This window comes from Mesorhizobium sp. M7A.F.Ca.CA.003.01.2.1 (assembly GCF_003998945.1).
GTDB classification, from domain to species: Bacteria; Pseudomonadota; Alphaproteobacteria; order Rhizobiales; family Rhizobiaceae; genus Mesorhizobium; species Mesorhizobium ciceri.
In genome coordinates, this window is sequence record NZ_RZRA01000647.1 from 1 (window position 1) to 3,338 (window position 3,338).

Consider the following 3,338-nt stretch of genomic DNA (forward strand, 5'->3'; position numbering starts at 1 on the left):
GTCGGCACGGTCAGCGAAGCAGCTGCCAAGCAAGTCGCGACCGCCGTGCGCTTCGCGGTGGAAGCGCAACCGGCCTGGGCGAAGCGTCCCGTCGCCGAGCGCGCCGCCATCCTCAACCGGGCCGCCGATCTCTATGAGGCCAATGCCGTCGAGTTCTTTGCACTCGCCACCCGCGAGGCCGGCAAATCGCTGGCCGACGGCGTCGCCGAGGTGCGCGAAGCGGTCGACTTCCTGCGCTACTACGCCACCGAGGCGGCCAATGCCGAGGTGGGCACGCAAGCGCGCGGCGCCATCGTCTGCATTTCGCCGTGGAATTTCCCGCTCGCCATCTTCACCGGCCAGATCGCGGCAGCGCTCGTTACCGGCAATTCGGTGATCGCCAAGCCGGCCGAGCAGACGCCGCTGATCGCCTTCCGCGCCGTCGAACTGCTGCGCGAGGCCGGCGTGCCGGAAGACGTCATCCAGTTGCTCCCTGGCGACGGCCCATCGGTCGGCGGGCCGCTCACCGCCGATCCGCGCATCGCTGGCGTCTGCTTCACAGGTTCGACCGAGGTTGCCAAGCTGATCGAGAAGCAGCTGGCCGGGACGGCCGCGCCCGACGCCATGCTGATCGCCGAGACCGGCGGCCTCAACGCCATGATCGTCGATTCCACCGCGCTGCCCGAACAGGCGGTGCGCGATATCCTCGCCTCCGCCTTCCAGAGTGCCGGCCAGCGCTGCTCGGCGCTGCGCGTACTCTACGTGCAGAAGGACGTCGAGAAGAAGATGCTGGAGATGCTGAAGGGCGCCATGGAGGCGCTCAACGTCGGCGATCCCTGGCGGATTTCGACCGATGTCGGCCCGGTTATCGACGACGAGGCGCAAAGCTCGATCCGCGAGTATTGCACGAAGATGGGCCTGCAGGGCAGGCTGATCGCCAAGCTCGAGGCGCCCAGGGAAGGTCGCTTCGTCGCGCCGCATGTCTTCCGGGTCAAGGGTATCGAGGACATGGAGCGCGAGGTGTTCGGGCCGGTGCTGCATGTCGCCAGTTTCGACGCCGACCAGATCGACGCCGTCATCGCCGCCATCAACCGCAAGGGTTATGGCCTGACCTTCGGCCTGCACACCCGCATCGAGGGCCGCGTGCAGCATTTCGTCGATGGCATCCATGCCGGCAACATCTATGTCAACCGCAACCAGATCGGCGCCGTCGTCGGTTCGCAGCCGTTTGGCGGCGAGGGGCTTTCCGGCACCGGGCCGAAGGCCGGCGGTCCGCACTATCTCCGCCGCTTCCGCAAGGGGCCGGAGGCCGGCACCCATGTGCAGGATGGCCACAAGGTCACGGCGACCGAGCTTGCCGACAATCTGCCTGATCCCACACTTGGCGGCTGGTCGACGCGTCCGGACCGGATCGCCATTCTGAGGAAGCATCTGCGCGGCAAGGGTGCTGCGGCCATTGGTGCGGCCGCCGGCATCGATTTCGGCCAGGTCGACCTGCCCGGGCCGACCGGCGAAGCCAACACGCTCTCGCTGTCGCCACGTGGACGGGTGCTGTGCCTTGGTCCCGATGGTGATACGCTGCTGGCGCAGACGATCCAGGCGCTCGCCGCCGGCAACGCCGTGCTGGCCGTTGCACCGGGTGCACCGGCGGCCCTTTCCGCTCTGACCGGCAAGGGCCTCCCACTGGCCGTCATCGACGGGCGGCCTGATCCGGTCGAGGCACGCTCGCTGCGCGTCGATATCGTTGCTTTTTCCGGCACGCCAGAGGCCGCGCGCATCGTGCGCAGGGTTATCGCTGATCGCTCAGGCCCGATCGTGCCGCTGGTCAGCGAAGTGTTGAACCCGGCGGCTTATGCACATGAGCGGGCCGTCTGCGTCGACACCACCGCCGCGGGCGGCAATGCGACCTTGCTGGCCGGAGCCTGACTCCGGCCGGTCGATAGAGCCATTCACCGTTTCGTGGAAACGGTGAATGGCTCTATCTCTTTCGGTTTATGCATGTCGTTGTCCCAAAACCGGGACCACTTTTGAGCGACATGCATTACGCGCCTTCGACGACCGAAAAACCCTCGAACTGGGGGTGGCCGAGATAGTGGACCTTCGTCGTGCCGACATTCCTGTGGGCAGCGCGGAAATTCTCGGACTTGGTCCAGGCGATGAAATCATCGTGGCTCGCCCACACGGTGTGCGATGCAAACAGCGTGTAGCCTTCGGTCTCGTTGACCGGGCCTCGCAGCAGGTGGAATTCGCGGAACCCCTTCATCTCCGCAAGGCTGGAATCGCGGTTCTTCCACACGGCTTCGAAATCGTTCTCCGAGCCGGTCTGCACCTTGAAGCGGTTCATGGCGATGTACATGGTGGTTTCCTCTCACAGGGATGTTGATGATTTGCGGCCGCAGCGTTTTGTTCTGCGCACATTCAAAATGGGCCGATTTCGGTCTCGAACTCCAAACTTGCGCTTGCTGCCTGTGGTGGAATCGAAGGGAAGGGGGCTGCTTTGCGGATAATGCCAAGCGCCGCCTGATCGAAAGCCGCCGACCCTGAGGTCTCCAGGATGCGCAACTTATTTATGTTGCCCTTCCTGCCTATGACGAATTTAACAACCGCATTGTTGCGTGCCGCCAGTTGTAGGGACGGCGGCAGAGTGCGATTGACGCTGCCGAGCTTTCTAAAGACATCGCCGCGGTAGTTATCTTCCGCGGCAGTGCCTGCCTCGTTTTGCCTTTTGCCCTTGCTGGCCGCTTGCGCCGACAGGTCCTGGCCATCCGCCGTGCCGCGCTTCTCATCCGCCGTCTTTGACTGGGCAGCTGCCGGACTGGGCCTCGCGCTGGGGATCGGCGGCTGTTCTGGAACGGCGACAGGCGTCTCGGTGCTCCTGGGCTGAACGGTCGGCTGTGCCGGCGCTTCGGTCTTGGGAGCCACGCTCTGATCATCGGGGCGAGGGGCGCCGGCCACCAGTATGTCCGGGGTGACCGCCTGCGGTTTGACAGGTTCCGGCAAAGGCTTGAGCGGCGGCTTTGCCGCTTCCGCGGCAGGTTGGGAGGCCTCCGTTGGCTGCGACGGCTTGGGCGGCGTTGCCGGCTGTGGTTTGGCCGGTTGCGGGCTGGGCACCAGTGCAACGTTTATTGCCGTCGGGTCCTTGTCCAGCGCGCTGCCGACCACGTTGGTGCCCGACTGATCACTGCCTTCCGGCTGCTCGGCATTCTGGGAACTCGAAATCCCCGAAGGCGAGATCAGAAAAGCCGCCGCCACGGCGGCATGGAGCGCGCAGGAGACGACGATCGCCGCCGTCCATTTGCGGTTCCAGGCCGACGGCCGCGGCAGCGCGAGCGGCTCGGTTGGGTCTATCGCCAGCTCGG

3 protein-coding genes are annotated in these 3,338 nt (G+C 65.4%); 1 reads left to right on the forward strand and 2 read right to left on the reverse strand.

Features of this window, described 5'->3' with window-relative positions:
- Positions 1-1,905 (forward strand): L-glutamate gamma-semialdehyde dehydrogenase (locus tag EN969_RS22925; RefSeq protein WP_127419416.1); only part of this gene is annotated, 1,905 nt, incomplete at its 5' end.
- Between the two features lie 115 nt (positions 1,906-2,020).
- Here EN969_RS22925 and EN969_RS22935 read toward each other — a convergent pair.
- Both EN969_RS22935 and EN969_RS22940 read right to left on the reverse strand, forming a co-directional pair.
- Entirely contained in the window at positions 2,021-2,335 is a 315-nt protein-coding gene (locus tag EN969_RS22935; protein WP_027039045.1) for an antibiotic biosynthesis monooxygenase, read from the reverse strand.
- A gap of 62 nt (positions 2,336-2,397) precedes the next feature.
- Positions 2,398-3,338: TonB family protein (locus tag EN969_RS22940; protein ID WP_127419417.1), on the reverse strand; the 941-nt coding region annotated here is incomplete at its 5' end.